Source organism: Pantoea sp. X-Soil-ISGK-259, from assembly GCF_059730705.1.
The window spans coordinates 3,552,144-3,576,754 of the sequence record NZ_AP035986.1 but is presented as its reverse complement, the minus strand read 5'-3'; the positions used below and the strand labels follow the sequence as shown (position 1 = coordinate 3,576,754).

The 24,611-nt window shown below is 54.5% G+C and carries 21 protein-coding genes and 3 tRNA genes; 16 read left to right on the top strand and 8 right to left on the bottom strand.

Annotated elements, in window-relative coordinates; all coding sequences use genetic code 11:
• Nucleotides 1-7: 7 nt before the first annotated feature.
• From aaeA to AC6I77_RS16960, 4 genes are all read left to right on the top strand, one after another.
• The gene (gene aaeA / locus AC6I77_RS16975; protein WP_008925808.1) at nucleotides 8-940 is read left to right on the top strand and encodes a p-hydroxybenzoic acid efflux pump subunit AaeA; all 933 of its coding nucleotides are present in this window, start codon (nucleotides 8-10) and stop codon (nucleotides 938-940) included.
• A 9-nt stretch (nucleotides 941-949) separates the two neighbouring features.
• Nucleotides 950-2,902: a p-hydroxybenzoic acid efflux pump subunit AaeB gene (gene aaeB / locus AC6I77_RS16970; protein WP_039659442.1), complete on the top strand. Its 1,953-nt coding sequence runs from the start codon at nucleotides 950-952 to the stop codon at nucleotides 2,900-2,902.
• Nucleotides 2,903-3,015: 113 nt separating this feature from the next.
• Nucleotides 3,016-4,467, top strand: coding sequence for an NAD-dependent succinate-semialdehyde dehydrogenase (locus AC6I77_RS16965; protein ID WP_003855282.1), 1,452 nt, complete (start codon nucleotides 3,016-3,018; stop codon nucleotides 4,465-4,467).
• 57 nt (nucleotides 4,468-4,524) lie between these two features.
• Complete coding sequence (locus AC6I77_RS16960; RefSeq protein ID WP_003855285.1) at nucleotides 4,525-4,794, top strand: barstar family protein; 270 nt, start codon at nucleotides 4,525-4,527, stop codon at nucleotides 4,792-4,794.
• Between the two features lie 53 nt (nucleotides 4,795-4,847).
• On the opposite strand, the gene yhcN (AC6I77_RS16955) is transcribed toward AC6I77_RS16960, so the two are convergent.
• The 4 genes from yhcN (AC6I77_RS16955) to argR all read right to left on the bottom strand — a co-directional run bounded on the left by yhcN (AC6I77_RS16955) (nucleotide 4,848) and on the right by argR (nucleotide 6,764).
• Nucleotides 4,848-5,111: a peroxide/acid stress response protein YhcN gene (gene yhcN / locus AC6I77_RS16955; protein WP_003855286.1), complete on the bottom strand. Its 264-nt coding sequence runs from the start codon at nucleotides 5,109-5,111 to the stop codon at nucleotides 4,848-4,850.
• A gap of 92 nt (nucleotides 5,112-5,203) precedes the next feature.
• The gene (locus AC6I77_RS16950) at nucleotides 5,204-5,470 is read right to left on the bottom strand and encodes a YdgH/BhsA/McbA-like domain containing protein (RefSeq protein WP_003855289.1); all 267 of its coding nucleotides are present in this window, start codon (nucleotides 5,468-5,470) and stop codon (nucleotides 5,204-5,206) included.
• A gap of 85 nt (nucleotides 5,471-5,555) precedes the next feature.
• A complete protein-coding gene (gene yhcN, locus AC6I77_RS16945; protein ID WP_003855290.1) occupies nucleotides 5,556-5,819 on the bottom strand; it encodes a peroxide/acid stress response protein YhcN in 264 nt (87 codons plus the stop codon).
• Nucleotides 5,820-6,293: 474 nt separating this feature from the next.
• Nucleotides 6,294-6,764, bottom strand: coding sequence for a transcriptional regulator ArgR (argR, locus tag AC6I77_RS16940; RefSeq protein WP_003855293.1), 471 nt, complete (start codon nucleotides 6,762-6,764; stop codon nucleotides 6,294-6,296).
• 440 nt (nucleotides 6,765-7,204) lie between these two features.
• On the opposite strand from argR, the gene mdh reads away from it, so the two are divergent.
• Nucleotides 7,205-8,143, top strand: a complete 939-nt coding sequence (mdh, locus tag AC6I77_RS16935; RefSeq protein WP_497817165.1) for a malate dehydrogenase — start codon at nucleotides 7,205-7,207, stop codon at nucleotides 8,141-8,143.
• 49 nt (nucleotides 8,144-8,192) lie between these two features.
• Here the strand turns inward: mdh and mscM are convergent, their stop codons facing one another.
• The 3 genes from mscM to rsgA all read right to left on the bottom strand — a co-directional run bounded on the left by mscM (nucleotide 8,193) and on the right by rsgA (nucleotide 13,657).
• Complete coding sequence (gene mscM, locus AC6I77_RS16930; protein WP_039659456.1) at nucleotides 8,193-11,522, bottom strand: miniconductance mechanosensitive channel MscM; 3,330 nt, start codon at nucleotides 11,520-11,522, stop codon at nucleotides 8,193-8,195.
• Nucleotides 11,523-11,536: 14 nt separating this feature from the next.
• Complete coding sequence (gene asd / locus AC6I77_RS16925; protein ID WP_003855296.1) at nucleotides 11,537-12,436, bottom strand: archaetidylserine decarboxylase; 900 nt, start codon at nucleotides 12,434-12,436, stop codon at nucleotides 11,537-11,539.
• A gap of 171 nt (nucleotides 12,437-12,607) precedes the next feature.
• The gene (rsgA, locus tag AC6I77_RS16920; RefSeq protein WP_008925804.1) at nucleotides 12,608-13,657 is read right to left on the bottom strand and encodes a small ribosomal subunit biogenesis GTPase RsgA; all 1,050 of its coding nucleotides are present in this window, start codon (nucleotides 13,655-13,657) and stop codon (nucleotides 12,608-12,610) included.
• Nucleotides 13,658-13,758: 101 nt separating this feature from the next.
• Here rsgA and orn point away from each other — a divergent pair, with 101 nt between their 5' ends.
• The 4 genes from orn (at nucleotide 13,759) to AC6I77_RS16900 (ending at nucleotide 14,743) form a co-directional block, all read left to right on the top strand.
• A complete protein-coding gene (gene orn, locus AC6I77_RS16915; RefSeq protein ID WP_003855299.1) occupies nucleotides 13,759-14,307 on the top strand; it encodes an oligoribonuclease in 549 nt (182 codons plus the stop codon).
• A gap of 154 nt (nucleotides 14,308-14,461) precedes the next feature.
• A tRNA-Gly gene (locus tag AC6I77_RS16910) sits at nucleotides 14,462-14,537 on the top strand.
• 28 nt (nucleotides 14,538-14,565) lie between these two features.
• Nucleotides 14,566-14,641, top strand: a tRNA-Gly gene (locus AC6I77_RS16905).
• Between the two features lie 26 nt (nucleotides 14,642-14,667).
• A tRNA-Gly gene (locus AC6I77_RS16900) sits at nucleotides 14,668-14,743 on the top strand.
• Nucleotides 14,744-15,091: 348 nt separating this feature from the next.
• On the opposite strand, the gene queG is transcribed toward AC6I77_RS16900, so the two are convergent.
• Complete coding sequence (gene queG, locus AC6I77_RS16895; protein ID WP_033743149.1) at nucleotides 15,092-16,231, bottom strand: tRNA epoxyqueuosine(34) reductase QueG; 1,140 nt, start codon at nucleotides 16,229-16,231, stop codon at nucleotides 15,092-15,094.
• Between queG and nnr the strand changes: the two genes are divergently transcribed.
• The 7 genes from nnr to hflX all read left to right on the top strand — a co-directional run bounded on the left by nnr (nucleotide 16,230) and on the right by hflX (nucleotide 24,518).
• Nucleotides 16,230-17,750: a bifunctional ADP-dependent NAD(P)H-hydrate dehydratase/NAD(P)H-hydrate epimerase gene (gene nnr / locus AC6I77_RS16890; protein WP_497817164.1), complete on the top strand. Its 1,521-nt coding sequence runs from the start codon at nucleotides 16,230-16,232 to the stop codon at nucleotides 17,748-17,750. The genes queG and nnr overlap by 2 nt on opposite strands.
• Nucleotides 17,747-18,223 (top strand): tRNA (adenosine(37)-N6)-threonylcarbamoyltransferase complex ATPase subunit type 1 TsaE, encoded by a 477-nt coding sequence (tsaE, locus tag AC6I77_RS16885; protein WP_003855306.1) that lies wholly within the window; start codon nucleotides 17,747-17,749, stop codon nucleotides 18,221-18,223. Before nnr ends, tsaE begins: the two co-directional genes overlap by 4 nt.
• Nucleotides 18,220-19,893 carry an N-acetylmuramoyl-L-alanine amidase AmiB gene (gene amiB / locus AC6I77_RS16880; RefSeq protein WP_497817163.1) on the top strand — a complete coding sequence of 558 codons (1,674 nt, stop codon included), beginning with the start codon at nucleotides 18,220-18,222 and terminating at the stop codon, nucleotides 19,891-19,893. The genes tsaE and amiB overlap by 4 nt, the downstream gene beginning before the upstream one ends.
• A 46-nt stretch (nucleotides 19,894-19,939) precedes the next feature.
• Nucleotides 19,940-21,805 carry a DNA mismatch repair endonuclease MutL gene (mutL, locus tag AC6I77_RS16875; protein ID WP_497817162.1) on the top strand — a complete coding sequence of 622 codons (1,866 nt, stop codon included), beginning with the start codon at nucleotides 19,940-19,942 and terminating at the stop codon, nucleotides 21,803-21,805.
• On the top strand, nucleotides 21,798-22,748 hold the full coding sequence (gene miaA, locus AC6I77_RS16870; protein ID WP_033743148.1) for a tRNA (adenosine(37)-N6)-dimethylallyltransferase MiaA: 951 nt from the start codon (nucleotides 21,798-21,800) through the stop codon (nucleotides 22,746-22,748). The genes mutL and miaA overlap by 8 nt, the downstream gene beginning before the upstream one ends.
• Nucleotides 22,749-22,851: 103 nt before the next feature.
• Nucleotides 22,852-23,166 carry an RNA chaperone Hfq gene (hfq, locus tag AC6I77_RS16865; RefSeq protein ID WP_003855314.1) on the top strand — a complete coding sequence of 105 codons (315 nt, stop codon included), beginning with the start codon at nucleotides 22,852-22,854 and terminating at the stop codon, nucleotides 23,164-23,166.
• A 71-nt stretch (nucleotides 23,167-23,237) separates the two neighbouring features.
• Entirely contained in the window at nucleotides 23,238-24,518 is a 1,281-nt protein-coding gene (gene hflX, locus AC6I77_RS16860; RefSeq protein ID WP_003855317.1) for a ribosome rescue GTPase HflX, read from the top strand.
• Nucleotides 24,519-24,611: the final 93 nt, after the last annotated feature.

The following is a 24,611-nucleotide window of genomic DNA, read 5'->3' as shown; positions in this document are numbered from 1 at the left end:
GGTTGAAGTGAAAGCACTCATAAGAAAAATCGCGCGCTACGCGATCACTATTCTGCTGGTCATCATCGCTGTGGTAATCATTTTCCGCGCCTGGGTGTTCTACACCGAATCGCCCTGGACCCGGGATGCACGTTTCGCGGCAGACGTGGTGGCGATTTCGCCTGACGTCACCGGCCTCATTACCGATGTTCCGGTACACGACAATCAGCTGGTTAAAAAGGGCGATACGCTGTTTGTGGTTGATCGGCCGCGCTATCAGAAAGCGCTTGATCAGGCACAGGCGGATGTTGAGTACTATCAGGCACTGGTGAGTGAGAAACGTCGCGAAGCCGGACGACGAAATCAGCTTGGCACCTCCGCGATGTCGCGCGAGGCTATCGAGCAATCCAATAACGATCTGCAAACCAGTGAGCATCAGCTGGCGAAATCGGTGGCAACACGCGATCTGGCGGCGATTGACCTTGAACGCACCACTGTAAAAGCGCCATCCGACGGCTGGGTCACTAACCTTAATGTCTACCAGGGTGAGTTTATTACCCGCGGTTCTGTGGCAGTAGCGCTGGTTCAGCAGCACTCCTTCTATGTACTGGCTTACCTGGAAGAGACCAAGCTGCACGGTGTTGAGAAGGGTTACCGTGCGGAAGTTACGCCGCTTGGCAGCAACATTGTATTGCGTGGCACGGTCGATAGTGTGGCGGCTGGCGTGACCAATAGCAGCAGCTCGGTCGACAGTAAAGGTATGGCAACAGTGGACTCCAACCTGGAGTGGGTCCGTTTGGCGCAGCGTGTGCCTGTGCGAATTCGGCTGGATGACCAGCCAGGTAATCGCTTCCCGGCAGGAACCACGGCAACGGTGGTGATAACGGGCCAGGTCGATCGTCAGCCTGAACAGGTGTCACCGATGATCCGACTGTTTAATCGCCTGCGTGAGTTTGGTTAAGAGGGCGATATGATCCAGTTTCTGCGTTTCCCGGTAAAACTCACCTTTGCGCTGGTATTAGCGCTGATGGTGGGGTTCCACCTGAACCTTGAAACGCCACGCTGGGCAGTAATGACCGCCGGGATCGTGGCGGGCGGCACCGCGTTTGCGGCCGGTGGCGATCCCTATTCCGGGGCGCTGCGTTATCGCGGTGTTTTGCGTATTATCGGGACATTCATTGGGTGTATTGCCGCGCTGACCATCATGATTGCCACCGTTCGTGCGCCGGTCGTGATGCTGCTGCTGTGCTGCATCTGGGCAGGGCTCTGCGTCTGGCTCTCGTCGCTGATCAAAGTTGAAAACTCTTACGCACTGGGACTGGCGGGCTACACGGCGCTCATTATTGTGGTCACGGCCAACGCCAGCGGCGGTCTGACACTGGTACCGCAATACGCCGTTGAGCGTTGCAGTGAAATCGTTCTCGGTATTTTGTGTGCCATTCTGGCCGACATGATCTTCTCGCCACGTTCAATCAAAAAAGTGATCGACGCCGAAGTGGATTCGCTGCTGGTGGCGCATTATCACCTGCTGCAACTCTGCGTCGCACATGGTGATAAAGAAGAGGTCGACAAAGCATGGGGAGCCCTGGTGCGTCGCACTTCAGCCCTGAACAGCATGCGCAGCCAGCTGATGATGGAGTCGTCACGCTGGAAGAACAGTCACCGCCGTTTGCAGATGCTGAACACGTTGTCGCTGACGCTGATTACGCAGGCTGCTGAAACCTTCCTCATTCAGAATTCTCGCCCTGACTACATTCCGCCTCAATATCGTTTGATGGTTGAAAAGCCCGCGTCGACGGTTGAAGAGGTGCACAAGCGGATGAAAGTGATGCGGCGGGTGATCGGTGCCAGTGGCAAATCGACGCCGGTCACGCTGGCCAGTTGGGTTAGCACTGCCACCGAATATCTCCTGCTGCTCAATGGTATCAAAAGCAACAGCCGAATCACCTCGCTGGAAGAGGAGATTTTACAGCGGGAAGTGGTGATTCAGGCGCGTTCCGCTGAAACACATCATGCGATGATCAACGGTATTCGTACCTTCGTTGCGACTGCGCTGGGTTCACTGTTCTGGCTTTATACCGGCTGGACCTCAGGCAGTGGCTGTATGGTGATGCTGGCGGTAATCACCGCACTGGCAATGCGTATGCCTAATCCACTGATGATGGCCAAAGATTTTCTCTACGGCATGACAGTCGCGGTTCCGCTGGGTGCGCTCTACTTTATGTATGTTCTCCCTGCTACTCAGCAGAGCGCATTGCTGCTCTGCATCGCAATTGGCGTGCTGGGCTTTATCGCTGGCATCTTTATTCAGCGGCGTCAGATCGGCACGCTGGGCGCGTTAATTGGTACCCTCAACGTCGTGGTTCTTGATAATCCGATGCAATTTCACACCAATGTCTTTCTGGACAACGTGCTCGGACAGGTTATCGGCTGCTTTGTGGCGATGATGGTGATCCTGTTAATTCGTGATAAATCAAAGGCGCGTACCGGACGCAAGCTGCTGAATCGCTTTATGTATGCGGCCGTCTCCGCCATGACCACCAATCAGGCGCGGCGACGTGAAAACCATTTGCCAGCGCTCTATCAGCAACTGTTTTTGCTGCTGAATCTGTTTCCAGGCGATATCAATAAATATCGCATCGCGCTGACACTGATCATTGGCCATCAGCGCTTACGTGATGCAGACGTGCCGGTTAACGCAGACCTCTCTGCGTATCACCGACAACTGCGTTACACCGCAGATCGGGTGATCTCCGCCAGCAGCGACGACAAGCGCCGTTACTACTTTGAGCGTCTGCTGAAGGAGCTGGATGTCTATCAGGAGAAACTGGTCCATTACGATGCACCCGTCAGCGTAACAGAACCCGTAAAACGACTGGCGATGATGCTGGATAAGTATCAGAACACGCTCATCCAAATCTGAAACTGGCCGCTGTCACCTGCAGCGGCCAGCGCAATCCCCGCCTGACACAAAATCTGTCGCTTTTGCCAACTATACTCTTCAGACGGAAGCGTAAAACTGACAGGAGCGAATCAATGAAATCACTGCAAGAGAGCGAACTGTTCCGGACCGGCTATTTAGCGGACGGTCAGTGGCATCAGGCTGCCTCCACTTTTGACGTCACTAACCCGGCAACCGGTGAGGTGATTGCACAGGTGGCAAAAGCAGGGAAAGCTGAAACGGAACAGGCAATCGCCGCCGCAGAACGAGCCTTTCCTGCCTGGCGGGCGAAGACGGCGAAAGAGCGCGCTGACATTCTCACTCGCTGGTATCAGTTGATCATTGAGAATAAGCGCTGGCTTGGACAGCTAATGACGACCGAACAAGGCAAGCCCCTGAAAGAGGCGGAAGGGGAAGTCGAGTATGCCGCCAGTTTTATCCAGTGGTTTGCCGAGCAGGCGAAACGAGCTAATGGAGAGATCATTCCACCCGCAAAACCAGGCTCCCGTATTCTGGCCACTCGCGAGCCGATTGGCGTAGTGGCTGCCATCACGCCGTGGAATTTTCCGATGGCAATGCTGACCCGCAAACTGGGCCCGGCTCTGGCAGCAGGCTGTACCGGCATTATTAAACCCGCCAACAACACGCCACTTTCCGCCTTTGCCTTGCTGGCACTGGCGAAGCAGGCAGGCGTGCCAGATGGCGTACTGAACGCGGTCGCGGGTGATACTCATGCTATCAGCGATGCAATCATGGCCAGCAAAGGGGTGCGCAAAATCTCGTTTACCGGCTCTACCCAGGTGGGCAAGCTGCTGATGCGCAATGCCGCCGAAACCATGAAAAAAGTATCGATGGAGCTTGGCGGGAATGCCCCTTATATCGTGTTCGACGATGCCGACATTGAGGCTGCCGTTCAGGGTGCGATTGCCAACAAATTTCGCAATGCGGGCCAGGTGTGCGTCAGCGTTAATCGCTTTTACATTCACAACGCCGTCTATGACCGCTTCACACAACAACTGGCCGCCGAAGTGAACGCGCTGAAGGTGGGCAACGGGATGGAAGAGGGCGTCATTGTCGGCCCCTTAATTGAAGCATCAGCAGTGGAGAAGGTTGAGCAACACGTTAAAGACGCGGTAGCGAAAGGTGGCAAATTACTGGCGGGCGGCGAACGTCATGCACTGGGCGGCAACTTCTGGCAGCCGACCGTAATTACCGAGGCACACGAAGGTATGCAACTCGCCCAGGAAGAGACGTTTGGTCCGGTGGCCGCCTGTTTCCGCTTTGATGACGAAGAGGATGTCATCCGCCGGGCCAACGATACGCCGTTTGGTCTTGCCGCTTACTTTTACACTCAAAATCTGCAACGGGTGTTCCGTGTTTCAGCGGCGCTGGAAAGTGGCATGATCGGTATTAATGAATGTGCTGTTTCAACCGAGCTGGCACCCTTTGGTGGTGTTAAAGAGTCGGGTCTGGGTCGGGAAGGCTCGGTACTTGGCATGGAGGAGTATCTGGAGGTCAAAGCGCTGCATCTGGGCGGCTTGGACTAGCGGACATGAACGGGGGCGGCAAAGGCCGCCCGCAGACGGAGCATGGGAGCCGTCAGCATGAAAATCGAGCGTTTTGATTTTAATGAAATTGTCGATCAGGCCCATTTTTTCCGCCAGTTCAGCGAGCGTTTTACGCTGGAGGAACGCCGCATCTGCGACCTGGATGGATTATGGGATGTCGTGACGAGCGATCTGTTACCCATGCCACTGGAGATTGAATTTATAAATCTCGGCAGGGGACAGCGGCGTCGCTATGGTGCGCTGATTCTGTTATTTGATGAAGCGGAAGAGGAGCTGGAAGGCAGGCTGCACTTTAACGTCAGATAAAAAAAGGCCCCGGCGAGCGGGGCCAAAGGGTTCGTCATAAATCTGACGAGGAATTACTTATAAAGCTGTGCGGTGATGTGGTAGTTATCACCCGTGCGCGCTTCAATGACTTTATAGGCGCTGGCACCTTGTTCATCCGCTTTCTGTGAAAGCGCTGCACGGTAATCCATTGGTGCACCCGCGGTTCCACTGATGCTTACGGTGCCCGCAGGCTGCAGGTTCTGCGTCTGATCGCCGGTTACCAGCTGCGCAGCAGATGCGCCAAACGCCATAACGGAAAGCAGACTGACTGTAGCGATGGTTGTTTTGATATTCATGATTATCTCCTCAATACAATCAACAACCTGCGGTTACTCATAAAGGCGGGTCGTCGATATTTTCATGCGCCTTCAGGCGCCATCACGGTTAATTATTTATAAAGCTCAGCGGTGACATGCCAGGTGTTATCCTGGTTGTTTTCGATGATGCGATAGTGGCTTGCACCCTGTGCGTCCGCTTTCTCAGACAGGACCTGACGGACATGCGTCTGGTCACCGTTGCGTCCACCAATACTGATGGTCTGATTCATTGATTGCAGGCCCTGTGCCTGCTCATTGGACACCAGGCTTGCAGCACTGGCACCTACTGAGAACAGTGAAGCCAGACTCAGTGCGGCAATCGCTAATTTCGTTTTCATGGTCAAATCTCCTGAATTATTTGCTTCACTCCGGAGCGCAAAGGGCGCGTCAGACGGAGAACCACTGGCATTATCGGGCTACGCCTTAGTTATACAGTGCGGCGGTAGCGTGATAATTGCCGTTGTTGTAAGCCTCAATCACGCGATAGGCTTTTGCGCCCTGCTGATCGGCTTTGTCACTGAGTTGCTGCTTAATATCCATCGGTGAACCGGCAACGCCGCTGACACTGATGGTGCCGACTGCCTGCAGATCCTGTGCCTGAGAGGCATCGATAGATTCTGCGGCAACTGCACCAAATGAAAGGGCAGAGAGAATGCTCAGGGCAGCGATGGTAGTTTTTACGTTCATAGATATTTCCTCGTCGTCTATTTTTATCTTTTTAGTTAGTGTGATTTGCATCACGAAAAGAAGTATAGAACTAATAACGACAGAAATTAATACTCCGCTAATAATGTTTTTTTGTGATTCTTTATCCTTATGGCTACTTTTAATAACTTAACGTTATAAAAACGGGTTAAAAAGTAGCCTTTGAGGGTTTTATAATCACAAAAACAGTGAGATAGATCACTTTAACGTTTAGTGCGAAAGTTGGCGGGGATTGGACTGGAGTTTGATCTGGATCCGGGCAATGTTACCGGATCGGTGATGTAAAGCAGTGTAAAATAGCGCAAATAGTGAAGCAGAGTAAGCGATATGTCTGACGGTAAGGCGCATGAAAGCGGGCTTATGACATATTAAGCAGCGGAACAGTGTGATGTAACACGGTGAGAAGAGAAAACAAACTGACGACCTGGCACGGGAGTGCAGGCCGTCAGTCAGCAATCACAGTTCCTGTTCAAACAGGTTCAGGATTGCGCTGTGCAGTTGCTTAACCGTGAAGTCGCGCGCACGGGTGATAAAGATCGTGTCATCGCCAGCAATGGTGCCAAGAATCCCTTCCGACTTACCCAGTGAATCCAGCAGGCGTGCAATCAGCTGTGCTGCGCCCGGGCTGGTATGAATTACCACCAGGGCATCGTTGTAGTCGATATCCAGTACCAGGTTTTTTAACGGACTTGTCGTGGTCGGCACACCCAGCTCAGCAGGCAGGCAATAGACCATCTCCATCTTGGCATTGCGGGTGCGCACAGCGCCAAACTTGGTTAGCATGCGCGAGACTTTGGACTGATTGATATTTTCAAAGCCCTGATCCTGAAGCGCCTGAACAATTTCGCCCTGGGAACTGAATTTTTCTTCTTTTAATAAGGCTTTAAAAGCCTTGATCAGATCGTCTTGTTTCGATGGGTTTCGCATAGGTTACCAATAAATAGAGAGAATAACCGCGCAGCCGCCTGCGGCAGAGTGGTGATTATGCATTTTAATGCATTTTTATGCAATCGGTCGATTGATGAGCAGGGTTCGGGCGGCTAGCGGGCGGCGATAATAGCAAATAAATACGCTCAGACCAAAACCCCCGTCACAGCCCCGGAAGGCGAAGGTTGCAAAGTTGTTATATTATTGGTGGTGTAGTAACAGAAATAGCAACAGAAAACGCTCACAGCCGTTCTCTGTCTGACGACGGCAAAGTTGTCGGTCATTCAGGCGCAATGATAAGTAACTTTTGAATCCGGCGATTAACTGTGAAAACACGTAGAATTAACAGCGGATATTTATCATCGCCTGAGCAGTTGATTAAGGTCTGACACAGATAGAATTTCGGCCCATCTCTGCCCCACCTTAATAAGGAGTTAAGAATGAAAGTTGCCGTTCTCGGTGCCGCTGGCGGCATAGGCCAGGCGCTCGCACTTCTGCTCAAAACCCAGCTTCCCGCAGGTTCAGAACTCTCACTGTATGACATCGCGCCGGTTACACCGGGCGTTGCCGTCGATCTCAGCCATATTCCTACTGCAGTGTCTATCCAGGGGTTCAGTGGAGAAGATGCCACCCCCGCCTTACAAGGTGCAGATGTGGTACTGATTTCCGCGGGTGTCGCACGTAAACCTGGTATGGATCGCGCAGACCTGTTTAACGTTAACGCTGGTATTGTTCGGAACCTGATCGAACAGGTCGCTACCACGGCGCCTGAAGCATTGATTGGTGTTATTACCAATCCGGTTAACACCACCGTTGCGATTGCGGCAGAAGTGCTGAAAAAGCATGGCGTTTACGACAAAAATCGCCTGTTCGGTGTCACCACACTGGACATCATCCGTGCCAATACCTTCGTGGCAGCGCTGAAAGGCAAACAGCCAGATCAGATTGAAGTACCGGTCATTGGCGGTCACTCTGGTGTAACCATTCTGCCGCTCCTGTCGCAGGTCAAAGGTGTCAGCTTCACCGATCAGGAAGTGGCTGATCTGACCAAACGCATTCAGAACGCCGGTACCGAAGTGGTGGAAGCCAAAGCGGGTGGCGGTTCGGCCACGCTGTCGATGGGCCAGGCAGCTGCACGTTTCGGTTTATCACTGGTTCGTGCACTGAAGGGTGAGGCGAATGTGGTGGAGTGTGCTTACGTGGAAGGTGAGGGTGAACATGCCCGCTTCTTCTCTCAGCCATTGCTGTTAGGTAAAAACGGCATTGCTGAACGCATGCCAATTGGTACTCTCAGCGCGTTCGAACAGCAGGCGCTGTCAGGCATGCTGGACACGCTGAAGAAAGATATCGCTCAGGGCGAAGAGTTCGTTAAGCAGTAACTGACGGCTCAGAGTTGTAATAACGCCCGGCTTTGCCGGGCGTTTTGCATTACAGGCCGCCAGATTTATAGGCGCGGGCTGCAGGTGCCCCGTTGCTGGCAGGCACCTTCTTGCCCAGGGTCTCCATACGCATCTGGAATGGCGGGAACGGCATCTCAATACCGTGCTGGTCAAATCCGCTCAGAATCAACTGATGCAGCTCGTGGCGCAGCGGCATTCGGTGTCCCATCTCCGCAGCATGCACACGGAGTTCAAACAACTGAATTCCCTGCTGCAGATCGACCAGGAAGGCTTCTGGCTGCGGCGTGTCCAGCACATAGCTGCAGCGCTCAGCCGCCTGAATCAGAATGGTTGTGACCTGTTCACTACTCACTTTCGCCGGTGCCGGAATAGTCAGTACCACGCGCGTGACGGAATCTGACAGCGACCAGTTAATAAACTGCTCGGTGATAAAGGCCTTGTTGGGCACGATGATCTCTTTGCGGTCCCAGTCGGTAATGGTGGTCGCACGGGTATTAATCCGCGTGATACTGCCGGTCAGGTCACGGATCGTCACGGTATCGCCGATACGAATGGGCTTTTCGAACAGGATAATCAGGCCAGAGATAAAGTTGGCAAAAATCTCCTGCAGACCAAACCCCAGTCCTACACCCAGTGCGGCAACCAGCCACTGCAGTTTCGACCACTCAATGCCGATCATTGAGAAACCAATCAGTCCGCCAATCAGCAGCAGCAGATATTTGGTCAGTGTGGTGATGGCATAACCTGTGCCAGGCGTCAGATTGAGATGCTGCAACAACGCCAGTTCAAGCAGTGCGGGCATGTTACGCACAAGCTGCGTGGTGATAATAAACACCAGAATAGCGATCAGGACTGACCCCAGCGTGATGGGTTGAATCGACTCGACGCCCTGTACGGACGTACTGACATCCCACAGCTGAATATTCTCCAGGAAGCCGAAGGCCGAGTGGATCTCTGACCACAGCACAATCACAGAGACCAGAGCGATCAGCGTCAGGATCGAGCGCACCAGCCGCAGCGACTGCGCACTGATCGCATCCAGATCGATCACAGGCTCTTCGATCTCAATCGCGTCGGTATTGAGAGAGCCTTGCTCCTTCTCTTCTTCGCTGCGCGCACGATTAGCCAGCATATCGGCACGGCGCTGACGGGCGCGATCAAAGCCAAGACGGCGGCGCTGAATCAGCATCCAGCGGCGGATGATGTGATAGATAACCAGAAGCAGGAACCAGATGGCGACGGAGGTCTCCAGTCGCGCCAGCAGCGCCTGCGCAGTAGCCAGATAACCCACAGCAGAGGCGAGGGCAGCCATCAGTGGCATGGCGATCATCAGGTTCCACAGCATCCGGTTCACCATGTTCTCGCCATTTCCTTCTTTATCGAGATAAAGCGGAATGCCGGAACGTTTCAGGCTGACGGTAACAATGCTGATTGCCCCGCAAATCAGGATGAAACAGAGACGGCCCAGTGACGAGGAGAACTGTCGATCCTCCAGATTGCCAAAGGCGATCAGCAGCATAATAAGCGGCACAATCAGGCCGATACTCAGCGAGTAGTAGCGCATGGCGCGCGCCACCCGATTTTGCGGCCAGCGGAAATGCACAATGAAGAGTCCGTTGGGACGGGCAAAGGCGGCGCTGATCATAAACGCCCACAGCAGCGGCAGCGTGGCGGTAATACCATCACCAATTGCCACGGCGATAGGGTAGGGCCAGGCGTTCTGCAGACCATAACCCAATGCCCCCCACAATACCGGTAGCGGTAGCGCCACCAGGATCGACCAGAACACGGTGCGGATGGTCAGGCGGAAACGATCCTGGGTGACCTTGCCGACTTTGCTGGCGGAGCGATCAAGGAAAGCATTGAAGTGACGACGAGAACTGATGCTGAAGCCGACCAGCAGCAAGGCACCCATAATGGGGATCACCGAATTGCGGCTGGTAAACATCATCGCCATCGCTTTGCCAAGCTGACCCAGCGTATCCAGCGACAGCAGACGGGAAAGATCTTTGGCCAGATCCAGCGGATAACTTAAACCGATCGGACTGACATCGGCGGTCCAGAAAAGATAGCGGTGGGTCGCGTCTTTGACTTCCGTCAGCGCATCCTGCAACTGGGTGTTGCCGACTTTGAGCTTGGTAATCTCCAGAATCAGCGTGTCACAGCCAGATATCAGCGAATTAAGCAGCTCCCGCTGGGTGCGTAGCTGTGCATCAAGAATACGCTTCTGTTCAGCAGTAAAGGGTTGACCATCGGCCTGTCGTCCCTTGCGCAGCGTCTCCTGGCGCTCCAGCAGATCTTCATAATAGAGACGCTGTACGCGAAGCTGTGCCATCTCATTGTCAATCTGCTGCGACTTAGGCATCTCCGGCAGGCGCGCAACCTGTGCCCGAAGCGCTTCGCCCAGCAGATTAGAAGCCCCCAGCCACTGGGACTGCTCGCGCAGTGTAGAGAGCGCCTGACGGACCTGAATAATCTGATTAGTCGCCAGCCGCTGCTGCGATGCCACCAGATCCATGCGCTGCGCCTGTTGATTCAGGGCAACCGAGAGTTCACGGTTAACCCGAAACTGATCGCTAATCTCTGGGGGCAGATCGCCACTGTTTTCCGCCAGTTGCTCGGTACGGGCCAGTGCAACTTCCGCTTCGCGTTGCCGCTGATCGTTGAGCTGGTTACGCAGTGCCTGCAGATAGTTGTCGAGCTGAGTGGCTTTGCGCTGGTGGGCTTCAGCCCGCATCCGCGCCAGTTCCTGGCGATTATTGGCAGAGAGCTGTGCCAGCTCAAGTTCATCGACGAGTGCTTTATTCGCGGCACTTTCAGCCTGACGCGCTGCCAGCTGCAACTGGCCCTGCGGTGAACTGCTGCTGACGCCCTGCAGCCGGCGTTCACTCTCCGTCATCGCCCGACGCGCTTCCGTCTGCTGCTGTGGAAGCTGCGACAATGAATCACTGATCTCCCGCGCACGATCCTGCTCCTGGCGCGCCTGACGGCCCTCTTCCAGCAACTGGCTGCTAACCTGCAGGATCTCCTGATCCAGCTCGGCGCTGCTCATGTTGCTTCGCACCGTTTTTCCGTTGTCACTCAGCGCAGCAATCTGCTGACGCAATTCGCGCGCCAGACGCGGGAAGTCATCAATCACCTGCTGATATTGCGCCGCGCGCTCCAGGGAATCATCACGTTCTGAGAGGAAGTTTAAGGCGGCTTCAATTGTCTGGATCTGTTCGGCCTGAGCCGGAGAACTTTTGGCCGATTTTATCTCTTCCAGCTGCTGTTTGAGCTGGCTGGCGTCAGGAAGGCTGGCCGCAAAGGCCGGGCTGCTGAGCCACAGGCTCAGCAGCAGGAGGAGAATCGAACGCACAGAGGACACTCAATTTAATCGACAATGACGTCGGAAATGTCTGTGGCGACCGGCAGCGCAATCGCCAGCGGTTGACCCAGACGGGTTTTGCTTTCTGCTTCCAGGCTTTCCGCCAGCTTGACGCGACCGGGCGCGAACAGGTTGATGACGGTAGAGCCGAGTTTAAAGCGGCCCATTTCCTGACCTTTCAGCAACACCACGGCGCCTTCGTCGTCCGCAGCCGGATAATGCCAGCGCTTAATTACGCCTTCACGAGGCGGCGTTATCGTGCCAGCCCAGACGGTCTCAATACTGCCGACAATGGTGGCACCCACCAGGATCTGCACCATCGGGCCGATATCGGTTTCGAAGTAGCAGATAACGCGCTCGTTACGGGCAAACAGGTTAGGAATGTTACGCGCGGTCAGCGGATTTACAGAGTAGAGGTCTCCGGGCACGTAAATCATCTCACGCAGGATACCGTTACACGGCATGTGGACGCGGTGATAATCGCGTGGAGCCAGATAGGTAGTGACGAACTCACCCTCCACAAATTGAGCGGCCATCCGCTCATCGCCGGCCAGCAGGGCATCAATGGTGTAGTGATGACCTTTAGCCTGGAAAATCTGATCGCCATGAATATGGCCGAGCTGACTGATCGCACCATCCGCAGGCAGGGCAATGAGGCTGGCGTCAGCATCCAGCGGACGCGCATCGTCTTTGAGCGGACGAACGAAAAAGTCATTAAACGTGCGATAGCTTGCGGTATCAGGCTTACGCGCTTCCGCCATATCGACTTTGTAAAACCAGACAAAGATGTCAATGACCAGTTTGGTCAACCAACCACCGCGGCGACTGGCGCCCCAACCGGCAAGTTCAGTCAGCCATTTCTTCGGGAGAATATGATTCAAGCCGAGTTTTAAACGATCAAACACCTTAGCCTCCTGGCTATTTCAGGACGTTGTAAAAAAGGGGACGGATTGTAGCAGCGCCCCGTTCAGATGGCGACTATACGCGATTTCCGGCACGCTGCACGGCCTGAACGCACCACTGGAACGCACTTCGCAAAAAGCGCCGGCTTATCCGTTCAGACGCGGTTATACCGATTAATTTTCGCTATCAGGGAAATTTTTACGCGTTTTTACCTGCGCCATGCTCTCCAGGATGCGGTGGTAGTTAGCGAAACGGGACCGGTTGATTTTTCCCTGTTCGACCGCTTCACGAATGGCACAGCCCGGATCGCTGTCATGTTTACAATCGCGGAATTTGCAATAGCCCAGGAAGGGTCGGAATTCGACAAAGCCGCGTGTTACCTGTTCCGGCTCCAGATGCCACAAACCAAACTCACGGACGCCAGGAGAATCGATCACGTCGCCGCCGTGCGGGAAGTGATACAGCCGCGATGCGGTCGTGGTGTGCTGGCCTAAGCCAGAGCCATCCGACACTTCGTTGGTCAGAATCGCGACCTGCTCTTCTTTGTCGAAGCCGAGCAGGGCATTCAACAGACTCGATTTACCCACACCGGACTGACCAGCAAAAATACTCACGCGGTCGGTCAGGGCCGCTTTCAGATCGTCCAGGCCGTTTTTTGCCCGGCTGGAGACCATCACTACGCGGTAGCCAATGTTGCGATAGATATCCATCTGTTGATCGACAAAGGCGCGCGCCTTGTCATCCAGCAGATCGGTTTTGTTCAGGACCAGTAACGGTTCGATGTCCAGCGTTTCGCTGGCGACCAGATAGCGATCGATGATGTTAAGCGACAGTTCCGGCAGGATCGCAGAGACGATAATGATCTGATCGATATTCGCCGCCATGGGCTTCACGCCGTCGTAGAAATCGGGGCGGGTTAATACGCTGGTGCGCTCATGCACCGCTTCAACAATGCCTTTGCCGCCGCTGGTGGCCGGACGCCACATCACCCGGTCGCCCGTTACCAGAGAACGGATCGTGCGGCGGATATTGCAGCGGTGGGTGACGCCTGCGCTATCCTCAACATCAGCATGCATGCCAAAACGACTGACAACGACCCCATCTGCAGCTTCACCAAACATGTTGTCATCCGCTTCCGGACGCTCTCTGCGTTGGTTGAGACGGCGATCGTGGTTAGCGCTTACGCGACGTTGTTGGCCCTTCGACAGTTTATTTTTACTCACTCACCCTCACAGCGTTAGCCAGATTTCGCCCGGCTGGGCAAAACGTCTATGATACACCTTATTCATCGTGAATGACGACTACAGCAACCGCAGGAAAAAGCATGGCTACTGGAAATGAACAGAATCTGATCTGGATTGATCTTGAGATGACCGGACTGGATCCGACGCACGATCGCATTATTGAGATTGCAACCCTGGTGACTGACGCCAACCTGAACATTCTGGCAGAAGGTCCGGTCATGGCGGTCCATCAGTCCGATGCGCAGCTGGCGCTGATGGATGAGTGGAATGTCCGCACCCATACCAACAGCGGTCTGGTTGCGCGGGTGAAGGAGAGTCAGATTGACGATCGCGCAGCAGAGCTGGCGACCATTGAGTTTCTGAAACAGTGGGTTCCGGCGAACACGTCGCCTATCTGTGGTAACAGTATCGGGCAGGATCGTCGCTTCCTGTTTAAGTACATGCCTGAACTGGAAGCGTATTTCCATTATCGCTATCTGGATGTCAGTACGTTGAAAGAGCTGGCACGTCGCTGGAAACCGGAGATCCTGCCTGGCTTCAAAAAAGGTGGTACGCACCAGGCGCTGGATGATATCCGTGAGTCTGTCGCGGAGCTGGCTTACTACCGCGAACACTTTTTGCAGCTTTAATCCACTGAGGGTGCGCATGAAATCACCAGTTTGCTGTTTTAATCATCAAACGCGCTGAAAGCGAAAATATTTGCTTTCAGACGCTTGCAGCAGCAACGATTTCTCGTATAATGCGCACCCCGTACCGGTGAAGAATTTATTAACGGTACAAGGCGCGGGAATAGCTCAGTTGGTAGAGCACGACCTTGCCAAGGTCGGGGTCGCGAGTTCGAGTCTCGTTTCCCGCTCCAGTTTTAAAATGTAAGCAGTAACCTCTTTGCGGGAATAGCTCAGTTGGTAGAGCACGACCTTGCCAAGGTCGGGGTCGCGAGTTCGAGTCTCGTTTCCCGCTCCAGTTTTGATTAAGCAGTGCCCTTCTATGCGGGAATAGCTCAGTTGGTAGAGCACGACCTTGCCAAGGTCGGGGTCGCGAGTTCGAGTCTCGTTTCCCGCTCCAGATTTACATCACCCTGTTTCAGTCCGTTTTCCGGCTGTTTTACGCCGCGGGGTTTTGATTGTTTCCTGAAGGTTATCCACAACACTGCATCCCATCATCTGCGCCCTTTACGGCGATCTGTAAATTGTTTTTGAACAGAGTTATCCACAGCTTTGTGCTTTAACCGAAGCGATAGCCTCATTATCAAATAAACACAACTTTTACATAAGTTATTGATATTTAGATAAATGAAGATATTTCAATGTGTTATTTCGCAGCGAAATCAGTGTTATTGCATTTGAATGACAACAGCTTTTTATTTTTATTCACAGCATGTGGAAAACGATAATTCACGATCGGGCTGTACAATCACGCATCACGCGGTAATCCCTTCTCTACTGCACGGACCAGCCGCTTCTGCTGGGCAGGCTGCACTTCAACCACGATTTGCTCGCGTTTCTGCTGCTGCTGTGCGATTGCCCACAGAATGTGTTCATCCAGTAGTTCACTCTCACCCAATCGTTGCTCCAGAATCTGAATAATTTCGGGTGACCAGGGCGCATTGCCCAGCGCGACAGCGATGTTACGCAGCCAGCGTAAATGACCAATGCGACGAATCGCTGAGCCTTCTGTTATGCGTAAAAACTTCGCCTCATCCCACTGAAACAGATCGATCAGTTCCGGTGCATGTAACGCCGCTCGCGGTGAAAAATCGCTTTCGTCACTAAGTTGTCCATAGCGATTCCACGGACAGATGAGCTGGCAGTCGTCGCAGCCATAAATCCGGTTGCCCATCAGCGGACGAAACTCTTCCGGGATAGCCCCTTCCAGCTCAATGGTGAGATAGGAGATACAGCGACGGGCATCGACGACGTAAGGCTCAACGATAGCGCTGGTGGGGCAGATGGTCATGCAGGCGACACAGCGACCACACTGCTCCTCCTGCGGGGCATCTAACGGTAGCGGAATATCGATGAGCAGTTCGCCGAGGAAAAACCACGAGCCCGCTTCCCGATTCAGAATCAGAGAATGTTTGCCCGTCCACCCCAGTCCTGCTTTAGCCGCCAGTGGGCGCTCAAGCAGCGGCGCCGAATCCACGAACGGTCGAAAATTCAGCTCGCCACAATGCTGCTGGATCATTTCTCCGAGCTTTTTCAGTCGATTGCGCAATACTTTGTGGTAATCACGACCGAGTGCATAACGGCTGACATAGCCCAATTGAGGATTTTTCAGCGTGCTGGCAAAGGCGGCTTTGGCCGGAAGGTAGTTCATGCGAACGCTGATGACACGCAGCGTGCCGGGTAGCAGTTCATGAGGACGCGCCCGCATCATGCCGTGTCGCGCCATCCACGCCATCTCGCCTTGATATTGTTTGTCCAGCCACGCCTGCAGGCGCGGCTCTTCTGCGCTGAGATCGGTGTCGGTGATGCCGACCTGCTGAAAGCCGAGATCCAATCCCCATTGTTTAATCTGTTGTGCGAGTTGATGAAGATCGAGAGGGTATGACATGAGTGACCAGGATTCGAAGAAAAACAGCCGTAGTTTACCATATTCTGTCTGGCCTGCGCAGGCTGTGCCAAAGCTTGAGCAACAGGGCGCCGATGTACTCGGAATTACCCTGTATGAGCTCATGCTGCGAGCCGGGCAGGCTGCTTATAACCATCTGAATGCGTACTGGCCTGATGCCAGCCACTGGCTGATTCTGTGCGGTCACGGCAACAACGGTGGTGACGGTTATGTCGTGGCGCGGCTGGGGCAGGCGGCTGGGAAAACCGTTACGCTGCTGGCGTGCGAAAGTGAAAAAGCGTTGCCGGAAGAGGCGCAGCGCGCGCGGGAGGCATGGCTGGATGCGGGCGGTGAAATTCATGCGGCCGATGCCGCCTGGCCAGAGCGGGTGGATGTGATTGTTGATGCGCTGCTGGGAACCGGCTGTAATCGTGCGCCTGGGAAACCCTATGTCTCACTTATCCAGCGGGCCAACGCCCACGCTGCACCCATACTCGCCATTGATATGCCTTCCGGCTTATCCGCCCGCAACGGCACCGCACCTGGTGAGGTGATTAATGCCAGCCATACGCTGAGTATGGTCGCACTGAAACCGGGTCAGATCACCGGCAAGGCGCGAGACTACATCGGACAGCTCTGCTATGCCGATCTCGGCCTGGCCACCTTTCTGGCGGGCGAAGCGGCGCCCATCGCGCGTTATGACGCCAGTGCATTAACCCGCTGGCTAAAACCGCGTAAGCCGACCTCGCACAAGGGCAGTCATGGGCGGCTGCTGGTCGTCGGGGGCGATGCCGGTACCGCGGGCGCGGTACGAATGACCGCAGAAGCCGCGCTACGCAGCGGCAGCGGATTAGTGCGAGTACTTACTCACAAAGATAATATCATTCCGATTCTTACCGCCCGGCCCGAAGTTATGGTCGATGAGCTGACCGATGAACGGCTGACTGAGGCGCTGGAGTGGGCCGATGTTATTGCGATTGGGCCTGGTCTGGGTCAGCGTGAATGGGGCAAGCGGGCGCTGGAGCAGGTCGCGCTTAGTGAAAAGCCGATGCTTTGGGACGCGGATGCGCTTAACCTGCTGGCAATCAGTGCGGAGAAACGTCAGAATCGCATTATTACGCCGCATCCTGGAGAAGCGGCGCGTTTACTGAATATCGAGACCAGTGAAATTGAGAGTGACCGCTTACATGCAGCGCAGACATTGGCGCAGCATTATGGTGGCGTAGTGGTTCTGAAAGGTGCCGGCACGATCATTGCCAGTGAGCGGGGCGAACTGGCCTTTGCGGATGTGGGCAACGCCGGCATGGCTTCTGGTGGTATGGGCGATCTCCTGAGTGGAATTATCGCCTCGCTGGTGGGTCAGAAACTCACGCTGTTTGATGCAGCCTGCGCTGGCTGCGTGGCACATGGTGCAGCGGCCGATGCGGTGGCTGCAGAACGCGGAACACGCGGTATGCTGGCAACTGATTTACTGGATCTGCTGTGGCAATTTGTTAATCCTGAGATGAATAAAGAAGCATGAAGACCTGTGTTATTTCTTTGCCCGATGAGGCGGCTACGCTCGATTTGGGCGCTCAACTGGCGCGCGCCTGTGGCAGCGCGGCAGTCATTTATCTCTATGGCGATCTGGGGGCGGGTAAAACCACCTTCAGCCGCGGCTTTCTGCAGGCGCTGGGCCATCAGGGCAACGTCAAAAGCCCCACTTATACGTTGGTTGAGCCTTACTCGCTTAACAACCATACGCTCTATCATTTCGACCTCTATCGACTTGCCGATCCTGAAGAGCTTGAGTTCATGGGCATCCGTGACTACTTCAGTGGCGATGCCATCTGTCTGGTGGAATGGCCGCAGCAGGGTGCCGGTTTTCTGCCCTCGCCCGACCTTACGTTAACGCTGCGCTACGTGGGCGAAGCGCGTGAGGCAGAGCTGACGGCACAGTCGGCATCGGGCCAGAAATGGCTGGAACTGTTTGATCAGAGCAGGGATAAGACATGATGTCACGGATGAAAATAGCGCTGGTAACACTGCTGCTGCTGCTGGTCTGTACGCCTCTTTTTGCCGCTACTCTGTCAGATATCAAAGTGGCCAATGGCGACAGTCAGGCCACCATCACCCTGAACTTTGCAGGACAGCCTGCCTATGCCTTTTTCTCACTGCACAACCCGAATCGTGTGGTGCTTGATGTTAACCAAAGCGGCGTGGTTCAGGGACTGCCACTCAATTTCAGCGGCGAAAATATCGTAAAGCGGATTCGTACCAGCACCCCTAAAGATAAACAGAGTGTGCGGCTGGTGTTTGAACTGACGCAGGCGGGTAAAACCCGAGCGGTCACCCAGCGCAATGGCAATAGCTATAGCGTGGTCTTCACCATTACCGGTAAGGCGCCTGCTATTACGCGCAGTGCGCCTGCGCCGGTCACGGCCCCGAGACCTGTGCCGACACAGAGTGCCGACGCGGTTAACCCATTTAATTCCAATCCAGTGACCTCAGTGACCAGCACGGCCAGCACCGTACGTCCAGGTCGTGCGGTCAGCCAGAATGACACCGTGATTGTGGCGATTGATGCCGGACATGGCGGTCAGGATCCGGGCGCTATCGGGCAGCGCGGGTTGAAAGAGAAGAACGTCACAATCGCCATTGCCCGCAAACTGCGAGTGTTGCTAAACAATGATCCGATGTTCAAAGGCGTGCTGACGCGTGATGGCGACTATTTTATCTCGGTCATGGGCCGCTCTGATGTCGCGCGTAAAGCCAATGCCAACGTGCTGGTGTCAATTCACGCTGACGCCGCGCCGAGCCATGCGGCCACTGGCGCATCGGTCTGGGTATTATCCAACCGTCGCGCAAATAACGAGATGGCTAACTGGCTGGAGCAGAAAGAGAAACAGTCTGAGCTGCTGGGCGGCGCAGGTGACCTGCTGGCCAACAGTCAGGCCGATCCTTACCTCAGCCAGGCGGTACTGGACCTGCAGTTTGGTCACTCGCAGCGCGTGGGTTATGACATCGCCCAGAAAGTGTTACAGCAGCTACGCAGCGTAACGTCGCTGCATAAACGTCTGCCTGAGCATGCCAGCCTGGGCGTGCTGCGTTCGCCAGATATCCCTTCTTTGCTGGTGGAAACCGGCTTTATCAGTAATTCCTCGGAGGAGCGACTGCTTGGCAGTAGCGCACACCAGGATAAGATTGCGCAGTCGATCTACAGAGGTCTGCGCACTTATTTCCTGGCGCACCCGCTACAATCCATCCCAAAGGAGGAAAACCGGCCGCTGGGCTCGTCGCCAGCGGTCAGCGTAGCCAGTAATCCGGCGACCGGTGTACCGCAATACACCGGTGTGACACAGCGTCATACGGTGACGCGCGGTGAGACACTTTCCGGCATTGCCGCAAAGTATGGTGTCAGCATGGACACGCTGCGTGGGATGAACGCGCTGAAGCGTGATGTGGTTTGGGTCGGACAGCGATTAAAAGTCCCGGCCAGTGCAGTGGCCAGTCGAACTGCGCGCGCGGCACCACGCGGTGTAGTACGCCATAAAGTGGTGGTCGGTGATTCGCTGACTGGCATTGCCGCACATTACGGCGTCAGCCCGAAAGCGATAATGCAGACTAATAATCTCAAGTCGACCAACGTCATGTTGGGGCAGAACCTGAAAATTCCTGCATCCTGATTGCTTGCCCGGCCGCTGCGCCGGGCTACCAGTTAAAAGGAAAACCATGCCGATTCAAATTTTACCGCCACAACTGGCTAACCAGATTGCGGCGGGTGAAGTCGTTGAGCGTCCTGCATCGGTGGTCAAAGAGCTGGTGGAGAACAGTCTGGATGCTGGCGCTACGCGCATTGAAGTTGATATTGAAAAGGGTGGCGCAAAGCTTATCCGGATCCGTGACAACGGCTGCGGCATCGTTAAAGCTGAGCTGTCGATGGCGCTGGCCCGGCACGCTACCAGCAAAATAGCCTCACTGGATGACCTGGAAGCGATTATGAGTCTGGGCTTTCGCGGTGAAGCGCTGGCCAGCATTAGTTCGGTCTCCCGCCTGACCTTAACCTCACGTACCGCCGATCAAACTGAAGCCTGGCAGGCCTATGCGGAAGGGCGTGACATGACGGTGACAGTTAAACCGGCAGCGCATCCCTGCGGCACCACGCTGGAAGTGCTGGATCTTTTTTATAACACCCCGGCACGCCGCAAGTTTATGCGCACGGAGAAAACCGAATTCGGCCATATCGACGAAGTGATTCGTCGTATTGCGCTGGCACGTTTTGACGTGGCGATATCATTAAGTCACAACGGTAAAATGATGCGTCAGTACCGTGCTGTCAGTGAGGAGAGTCAGCGTGAACGGCGACTGGCGGCAATCTGCGGCACCACCTTTATGCAGCATGCGCTGCGAATTGACTGGCAACATGATGACCTCTCGCTGCGTGGCTGGGTCGCCGATCCCGCAGGGTCGCGACAGGTCACCGATCTGCAGTATTGCTACGTCAATGGCCGGATGATGCGCGACAAGCTGATCAATCATGCTATCCGTCAGGCATTCCAGACACAGCTTCAGGATGACCAGCAGCCCGCTTACGTGCTTTATCTGGAGATCGATCCGCATCAGGTGGATGTCAACGTTCACCCGGCCAAGCATGAAGTACGTTTTCACCAGTCACGTCTGGTACATGACTTTATTTATCAGGGCGTGGTCAGCGCGCTTCAGGCGATGGCGGCACCCACCTTACCCGCGCTGCAGGCCGAACAACCCGCGCCACGCTGGCAGCCTGAAAATCGTCAGGCGGCCGGGGGAAATCATTTTGCGCAGCCTGCAGCGTCTGCCAGTGAGACAAAACCCTCGTCCGCGCGTGAAACACCGCCTGCCTGGCAAAACAAAGAGAATGTTTATCGTCAGCGTGAAGGTGCGGTTTATCAGCAACTGCTGAAAACCCCTTCCGGCACCCCCTCGTCCGGCACCACACCGCTGCTGAGCGCCCGCGAGCCAGCACCGCGTCCGGCCCCGAAACCCTCGCCGCTGGCCCCCCATGCCCAGAGTTTTGGCCGGGTGCTGACGATTTTGCACAATCACTTTGCGCTGCTGGAGCAGGACCAGACATTAATGCTGATGTCGCTGCCGGTTGCGGCACGCTGGCTGAAACTGGCTCAGCTTGAACCGGGTGAAGAGGGGCTTAAGCCGCAGCCGCTACTGATTCCGGTCAGGCTGAAAATTGCGCCAGGTGAACGACAGGCAGCAAAAGAAAACAGTAGTCTGCTCAATCAGATGGGTATTGATCTTCAGATCGACGGCGACCACGTGACGCTGCGCGCGGTGCCTTTACCGTTACGAACACAAAATTTACAAATCTTGATTCCTGAGCTGTTAGGCTATCTCGCCCGGCAGCAGGAGAACACTGCGACGCAACTGGCCCAGTGGCTGGCGCAGCGTCAGGAAACAGCGTCCTCCGACTGGAATCACTCACAGGCGATCAACCTGCTGGCAGAGCTTGAACGGCTTTGCCCACAGCTGCTGAAATCGCCGCCTTCAGGCTTATTACAGCCCATAGAGATTGAGAGCGCGGTCAACGCGTTGAAGCATGAGTGAATTAAACCAGGCTGGCCGGCCAAAGGCTATTTTTTTGATGGGACCTACAGCTTCGGGTAAGACCGCTTTAGCGATTGAGTTGCGTAAGCACTTACCCGTGGAACTTATCAGCGTTGATTCTGCCCTTATTTATCGTCAGATGGATATTGGTACGGCGAAACCGTCGGCTGAAGAGTTAGCAGTGGCGCCCCATCGTCTGCTCGACATCCGCGATCCCGCAGAAGCCTATTCGGCAGCGGAGTTCCGGCGGGATGCTTTAGCAGAAATGGCGGAAATCGTTGCAGCCGGACGAATACCGTTGCTTGTTGGTGGAACCATGCTCTACTTCAAGGCGTTACTTGAAGGATTGTCGCCGTTGCCCTCGGCCGATCCTGATGTTCGTCAGCGGATAGAGCAAACGGCGCGTGAAAAAGGCTGGGATGCTTTACACCGCCAGCTGTGTGAAATCGACCCGGTTGCCGGCAGTCGTATTCATCCGAATGATCCGCAGAGACTTTCGCGAGCACTGGAAGTTTTTTTTATTTCGGGTAAAACTTTAACGGAACTGACAAAAACATCCGGTGAAGCGTTACCCTACGACGTGCAACAGTTTGCCATCGCCCCCGCGAGCCGCGAATTGCTGCACCAGCGTATCGCGTTGCGTTTTGAGCAGATGTTAGCGTCAGGATTTGAAGCGGAGGCTCGGGCCCTGTTTGCACGAGGTGATTTGCATACGGACATGCCTTCCATTCGTTGTGTTGGCTATCGTCAGATGTGGTCTTATTTATCGGGCGAAATCGATCACAGCGAAATGGTTTATCGGGGAATTTGCGCGACCCGGCAACTTGCTAAGCGACAGATAACCTGGTTACGCGGTTGGGAAAATGTTCACTGGCTTGACAGTGACGAGCCCCGGCTGGCGCTTGATACAGTGTTACAGGTTCTTAGTGCGAAGCATGGGTGATTGTGTACAATTGATGGGTTATCGTGCGCAAATTTTTACGCAGTATTTTTCGAACCATAGGTTCTACTAGCAACAAACAACAAGCATATAAGGAAAAGATAGAATGGCTAAGGGGCAATCATTACAAGACCCGTTTTTGAACGCACTGCGTCGTGAACGTGTTCCGGTTTCGATTTATCTGGTTAACGGTATTAAGCTGCAGGGTCAGATTGAGTCATTTGATCAGTTCGTCATTTTGTTGAAAAACACGGTAAGTCAGATGGTTTATAAGCATGCCATTTCTACCGTTGTTCCTTCGCGCCCGGTTTCTCACCATAGCAATAATACCGGCGGCGGCGGCAGCAACAATTATCATCAGGGCGGCAGCAACACAACTGCGCAGCCACAGCCACAACAAGACGGTGATAGCGCAGAATAACGCGTCATCGTACAGCCAGGCACGGAAGACAAACGTTTTCCGTCCTGGTCTTTATTTAGCGAGGTTATAGCTTGTTTGACCGTTATGAAGCCGGTGAGCAGGCCGTACTGGTACACATCTGGTTCTCCCAAGACAAAGAAGTAGAAGATTTACAGGAGTTTGAAACCCTGGTTTCTTCTGCTGGCGTTGAGGCGCTGCAAGTGGTTACTGGCAGCCGTAAAGCGCCGCACCCCAAGTATTTTGTCGGTGAAGGAAAGGCCGTTGAAATTGCCGATGCGGTAAAAACAACTGGAGCATCGGTCGTGTTATTCGATCATGCCCTCACGCCCGCTCAGGAAAGAAACCTCGAGCGCCTGTGCGAATGCCGCGTCATAGATCGCACTGGTTTAATTCTGGATATCTTCGCCCAGCGTGCACGTACCCACGAAGGTAAATTGCAGGTTGAGCTGGCACAGTTACGCCATCTTGCGACACGTCTGGTACGTGGCTGGACTCACCTTGAACGCCAGAAAGGCGGGATCGGTTTGCGTGGTCCGGGTGAAACACAGTTAGAAACAGACCGACGACTGCTGCGCGGACGAATCAGTCAGATTTTGTCTCGTCTTGAGCGGGTTGAAAAACAGCGTGAGCAGGGACGTCAGTCTCGTGCCAAAGCGGATGTGCCAACGGTTTCGCTGGTGGGTTATACCAACGCCGGCAAGTCGACCCTCTTTAACGCCATGACTTCTGCCAACGTCTTTGCCGCAGACCAGCTGTTTGCGACCCTTGATCCCACACTGCGCCGCCTGAATGTTGCCGATGTCGGAGATGTGGTGCTGGCAGACACGGTCGGCTTTATTCGCCATCTTCCTCACGATCTGGTTGCCGCTTTTAAAGCCACACTGCAGGAGACGCGTCAGGCGACGCTGTTAATGCACGTGATTGATGGCGCGGACCTGCGCGTGACAGAAAATATCGCCGCTGTTGATGCCGTACTGGAAGAGATTGAAGCGGATGAAATCCCGACGTTACTGGTAATGAATAAAATCGATATGCTTGACGGTTTTGAACCGCGTATCGATCGTAACGAAGAGAATCTGCCCATTCGCGTCTGGCTCTCCGCTCAGACCGGTGTGGGTATTCCGCTGCTATGGCAGGCGCTCTCTGAACGTCTGGCGGGTGAAATTGCCCAGCATGCGTTACGTCTGCCACCGGAAGCGGGGCGACTTCGTAGCCGTTTCTATCAGTTGCAGGCGATTGAGAAAGAGTGGAATGAAGAAGACGGCAGTGTAGGATTGCAGATACGTATGCCCATCATTGAATGGATGCGTTTATGTAAGCAGGAACCGTCGCTGACCAGTTACATCGTTTGATATTGCCCGACGCACTTACCTCAAAATTGAAGATTGTCGCATTTTCGTTGCAGGCCAGATACGCAGGATTTACCCGGGTATTTCGGATTTCAG